4 protein-coding genes and 1 pseudogene are annotated in these 5,280 nt (G+C 57.6%); all 5 read right to left on the minus strand.

The annotated features are described in order from the left end of the window. Positions 1–254: 254 nt before the first annotated feature. The 5 genes and pseudogenes from V8324_RS20895 to V8324_RS20910 all read right to left on the minus strand — a co-directional run bounded on the left by V8324_RS20895 (position 255) and on the right by V8324_RS20910 (position 5,225). On the minus strand, positions 255–1,112 hold the full coding sequence (locus tag V8324_RS20895) for a hypothetical protein (protein ID WP_336421827.1): 858 nt from the start codon (positions 1,110–1,112) through the stop codon (positions 255–257). 302 nt (positions 1,113–1,414) lie between these two features. Then, positions 1,415–1,768, minus strand: a pseudogene (locus V8324_RS22525) (integrase core domain-containing protein); the annotation flags it as partial. Between the two features lie 506 nt (positions 1,769–2,274). Next, positions 2,275–2,703 (minus strand): sugar 3,4-ketoisomerase, encoded by a 429-nt coding sequence (locus V8324_RS20900; RefSeq protein ID WP_336421828.1) that lies wholly within the window; start codon positions 2,701–2,703, stop codon positions 2,275–2,277. A 223-nt stretch (positions 2,704–2,926) separates the two neighbouring features. Further along, positions 2,927–4,894 (minus strand): type IV secretory system conjugative DNA transfer family protein, encoded by a 1,968-nt coding sequence (locus V8324_RS20905; protein WP_336421830.1) that lies wholly within the window; start codon positions 4,892–4,894, stop codon positions 2,927–2,929. Beyond that, positions 4,887–5,225 (minus strand): hypothetical protein, encoded by a 339-nt coding sequence (locus V8324_RS20910; protein ID WP_336421829.1) that lies wholly within the window; start codon positions 5,223–5,225, stop codon positions 4,887–4,889. Before V8324_RS20910 ends, V8324_RS20905 begins: the two co-directional genes overlap by 8 nt. Between the last annotated feature and the right edge of the window lie 55 nt (positions 5,226–5,280).

A 5,280-nucleotide genomic window follows, 5' to 3' on the forward strand; every position in this document is an offset into this window, starting at 1 on the left:
ATGCGATCCGGCCGCCGCCACTGCTCGCCATAAATGGCGTGGCGGGCAGTGGCTCCTTCATACCTCAGGAGCCGGGTTCAGTGTAAGACAAGCATGAAACCGGCGACGCGCGACACAGGGGACTTGACCAACCGCCGCGCATTACGGAAGCAGCCTGTTAAGGCGCCAGAGACCGCTGTCTCGAACCGCACTCCTGTCCATCGTTGAGTATTCCGTTGAGTGCCAAAGCCCATCAGCCGCATTCAATACGCAGATCATATAAGGTTGAGGAACCGGCGCGGGAACCGCTGAAGGTCGCCCGTGCACAAGGCGTAGACATAAAGCCCGTCTTCATTCGGCACCTTCTTGCGTGTTCGCCAGATGCGCCACAACAGCCGCAATGTGAACATGCTTCTGATCCGCGGGCATTTCATCGCATGCAGTTCGGCAATCACATCTTCAATACCCTCGTCACTTTCGCGCCAGCGCCGGTGATGTAACGCTTTCAAATTCTCAGGGGCATCCGTCATGGCGCGACGCGCGCGCGCCCTTTCACGAAACTGGTTCATCTCGAAAAACCGCAGATGAACGGTGTACAAACCGCGAATAAAATACAGTTTTTCGGCATCTGCAAAGTGACCTCCCCGCCCCCACCTAACCGGCGCCGTAACGATGCAGGGTTTGGAATAGAAAGACGTCGTGCGAAAATACTGTCGCTGTCGGAGAATGGGCATATCCAGACTGATCGGTTCGGGCGCCTTGTCGGTCCTGTGGATGACTTCCAGACCCAGTGTATGCGCAACCGGCACGTCGACCCGCATCAGCTTATCAACTACGCTGCCCGTATGGCGGGGATCGGCAATGAGGATTTCATCAACGTCTGTATAAACGACCGTGAACCCATCCCGGGTCAGAGCGCTGACCTTGTCCGCCAGCATCTTCCAGCGATCATTCTCCATCTCCGGATAAGGGGCGTTCCGAGCTATATTCTCGAAGCGAACGCCTCGGGCCAGGCTCTCCAACTCTGGGTTTTCACCATGGCAAATGACATGCAGACACTCATCCGGAAGATAACGCCTCCAGTAATCCAACCATATTTTTAGGAAATCGCCTTCATCTACGACCATGGTCAAGATGCGAAGCCTGTTTTCAGGATGCATGTTACGAGGCTGCCTTTAACTGAATGGGCAATAGCGAGTGACATGGCACCTAGTGTGTCAGCGCATCAAATTGTCTGCTCGCTTCGTTATGAATATATATCCGTAGTCTGGAAATCTATCCTAAAATAGGAACTAATTGGTACCAAAAGCCGTCGCGGACCTCAAGTCAATGAATCCTTCCGAGCAGGTGTGTGAAGGTTAATCGCATTTGGGGTTATGGCGCTACCAACCCACTGATAATGCGTTGTAAAAATCGTCGTTCCAGCTTGCTTGCTTTATGATCTTACCCCTATTTCACCGGAGACCCAGTCGGTTGCTGTTTGAGATGCAATGAACTCAGTGGTGCGAGCGCCATTTCAACCCCTTGGGCGCGGATGGTTCTCGTTGTAATTCTCGAACCAGCCATCGATCAATCCGTGCGCGGTTCGCCGCAACTAGGATCGCGCACGCGCCGCGCGCATCTGGTCACGCTTGAGCGTGCTCGCGAGGGCTTCCAACAGGCCATTGCTTTGCGGGCTCTTCACTGGGGTGAAGTAAGGGCGCAGACCAAGCCGCCGTGCGAAGATGCGTGTGTCCTTCGCCGTGTAGGGCGCGCCGTTATCGGTCAATATCTCGACAGGGTGTGGCGCTGGCAATCACCGAAGCGTTTCTATACGCGGCAGAGCAGTGACGCCGGATGCTGACGCACATACTAAGGAACGTCTGACAACAAGTTTGGCTGCGCCGAGAAGGCAGCCTGATCACTTTGCCGATTGTACGACAGCGTGTTATGAATAGACGTCTCGATTCTAGGCCCACCAGAGGGGCGGTATGGCGGTTTTCGGCCAGACTTCTCCTCATGCCATCAGCCGTCGTTGCACCAGAAATAGGTTACCGAGGGCGAACAGCGTGAAGAGCTAGGCGCGGTTCCTGGCGAAGCCACGATAGCGGGTCTTCACGCTGTTCGCCCTCGGTAACTTGCTTCCCAGTGCAAAGGAAGTTGCTGTCATGAGGACGAGTCCGTCTGAAACTGGCCTATCCGACGCTCGGACGGCCGAAGCAGCGCGAAGTCGCTGGAAACAAGCTGCCTAATGCCCAGCACTATCCTCATATCGGCGCGCCGGCGGAACCGAAGGCGTTGTTCAGACGTTCTCTATCATTTTGCTATAACTTCCTGCTTAAAGCTTTTGTAATCTCTGATGTAATCCGTTTTCTCATATGGATGCGAAGCCAACATCAAGCAGATGGCCCCATGGCTGAAGCTATCCATCTCACGCCAGATCAAGCGGTCGATCAGAACCCCTTGGCGAGGGTTCCGAAGCCAGAACTCGGTCTGCTTGACGCCGTCATCTATCTTGAGCCGAAAGCTGCCCGAGATGGCTAACACGACCTCCTGCGTCACCTTGTTCGCATAGCCGCCGCGTTCGGTATCCACCAATACGTTGTACAGATAGGAGATCCGCGCGATGTCAAACGGCAAATGGTTGCTCCACTCGACACAGGCCATATCCCTGCCTGGTTCGTGCGCGACCGGCAGCTCAAGAAGACGTGCGCTCCCATTTGGAGATTCCAGAAGGTTGGTCATTGATCGCCTCTCACCACTTCTCCAAAGCCCGCTGACGCTCTGATGCGTCGGTCTGAACGGACTATCTGACAGCTAAATACTCGATTTCGTGGCGTACAGAACAAAAGGATAGTAAAATCTTGTCGCAATCGAAAATTTTCCATCCGGCTACCCGCTCGATACGGCGACAAACCTGATGCCGGTACGCTTCGCCGCGGTTTGCCCAAAGGTCAGCTGCGTTAAATCACGCATGCTCGCCGATGATCGACCGCGTCGTCTGCACGGCCGTGGCCAGCGTGACCCGATCCTGCTCCGAAATCCCCAGATTTCCGAGATTGAGGTCAAGCTGTATTGGCGCCGACAAAGCCCCCGCGCGGGCCGCTCGCCCTCGTGATGAACTCGGCGGCATTTGCAATTCATACTCTGTCGCTGACGTTTGGGGCGATGCTGCTGGGGATACCTTATCCTGTGCTGCCCTAGCAGCCCGCACATCCTGCAATTCCTGCCTCAGCTTCTCGACGGTCTCCCGCGTTTCCGACATCTGCCGGTCCCGTTGCAGCCGCTCCTCATCCGGATAGGGGAAACTGCCGACCTGGCCCGCGTGCAGGACCTTCAGCGCCAAATCGTCGAAATACTTGATACGCCACGCCCGGATCGGCATCTGCGCGTCAATCACGAGGATGACCTCGTCGAGATCCATGCGTCGCGCCTCATCCTCGGTCAGGAGCGGCGTATCCTCGGTCCGCTCGGAAACGCTGCGCCCTTCAAAAGGGTTGCGGCCAACAGCGCGAGAGCGGGTCACTACGCGCTTGGTGGTCTTGCCAACGGCCTGGCTCAGCTCCTCGATTGTTTTCTGCTCAGAGGGCGTAAGGTAGAGCTTGATGCCGGCACCGCCCTGCAGAGAGCGGCGGGTGTTCTCGCCATAAATCTCGTCCAGCGCAGGGATGGTCTGGGTGACAATAGCGAGATTGCCCCCGTAGGATCGCAAAGTCTTGATGCTCTCCGCCACGATCGGCATTTTCCCAAGCCGGTCGAACTCGTCGAGCATGATCATCACGGGCCAAGGCTCGTCTTCGCCCGGATCCTGCGCCTGCAAGGAGGCGATCAGGTCCGAGAAGAAGAGCCGGATCAGCGGAGCAAGCGGGCGGATCATCTCGGACTCGACCACGAGGTAGATCGCATGGGGTCGACGACGGATCTCCCGGAAGGAGAAATCCGAGGTCGCTGTCGCCGCGTCGATCGCCCGGTTGTCCCAGGTTTCGAGACCCGAGGTCATCAGGAGCGACAGGTAGGAGGTCAGGGTATCGTTATTGGTCGAAGCCATGCGCTCGAAAATCAGCTTGGCTGACGTATTCTTCACCTCCTGCGAGCGCTTCAGATATTCCTTCTGCTTGTCGCCGCCCGAAGCCGTGATGCGGTAGATCTCGCCGATGGTAGGGACACCGCGCTCGAAGGCCAGCAGGCCCGCCGCCACGAACAGATCGATCCCCCCGGCCAAGAGCCCGCTCAGCTTTTCGTTATCGGTCTGCAGGAAGAGCTTGGCGGTGAGCTTCAGCTCCATCTGCTGCCGGTCAGGGTTCGTCATGGCCGCGATGCGCGCGAGCGGATTGTAACGATGCGTCGGGCGATCCCAGTCGGTGGGCGCAAAGCGGAAAACCTTGTCGCCCATGCTGGCGCGAAAGCGCGAGGTCTCGCGAAAGTTCTCACCCTTCACGTCGAGCACCACGGCCGAGCCCTTGTAAGTCAGAAGGTTGGGGATCACGAAGCCCACGCCCTTGCCGCGGCCCGTAGGCGCTACGATCAGGGCATGCGGGAAGGTCTTGGAGACGAGGAAAGGGCGTTTGGATTTCGGCGGGCCCATCTTGCCCAAGAGAAAGCCGCCGCCAGGCTTGGCGAAGAAGCCGTTGCGCTTCATCTCGCCACGGGTCTGCCAATGGGTTGTCCCGAAGCGGGTCAACGCATCGCCCAGAAGCGTGACGCTCAGCATAAGCGCCGCCAGCCCAAACCCGCCAAGGATCAGATTCACCCAGAAGAAATCCTTCGGCGCCGCTTGGGACAGATCCCGATATTCTCGAGCGAGCAAGGTGACGTCAAATCGCGTCGGCGAAAGCCCGTAGCGAAACATGAGAAACCCGGTCGCCACGACATAGCCCATGGAGAGGCCGACCAGAACGAGGCTCAGGACGCCTCCGGCGATCTTGCCCCTATCCATGGGTGATCCCTTTCTCGCCATGCGACGCGGCATGGCGCGCGCGATGTGCCTCGATCTGTTCCTCGGCCAACCCATCGAGAACGCGCTCCATGGCCGTGCCATGGGCGGTGACTTCGCTGCTCTGGAGATAAGTCTTGGCCAGGTCAAGCTGGCGCAACGGATCGTCGGTGAACCTGTCCAGAACCTCGGCATTGCCGGACCGCAACGCATTGATTGCCTCGGGTGTCAGACGTCCATTCACCTGCTTCACAATGCGTTGCTGCTCTGTTTCGGATAATGTGTCCGGCGCCCCGGAAGTATCCGTGTTGATCAAGCGGTTTTCGGGGTCCACTTGCGATTAGCTTTGACGAGCGCATTTGCCATTTCGATAAGTTTACGCATGACGG

It is taken from the genome of Roseovarius sp. D22-M7 (assembly GCF_037083785.1).
GTDB lineage: Bacteria > Pseudomonadota > Alphaproteobacteria > Rhodobacterales > Rhodobacteraceae > Roseovarius.

Bases quoted from the DNA above. Each gene is read 5' to 3' on its own strand.
- V8324_RS20900 (WP_336421828.1), bottom strand. From the start codon at position 2,703: ATGACCAACCTTCTGGAATCTCCAAATGGGAGCGCACGTCTTCTTGAG.
- V8324_RS20905 (WP_336421830.1), bottom strand. From the start codon at position 4,894: ATGGATAGGGGCAAGATCGCCGGAGGCGTCCTGAGCCTCGTTCTGGTC.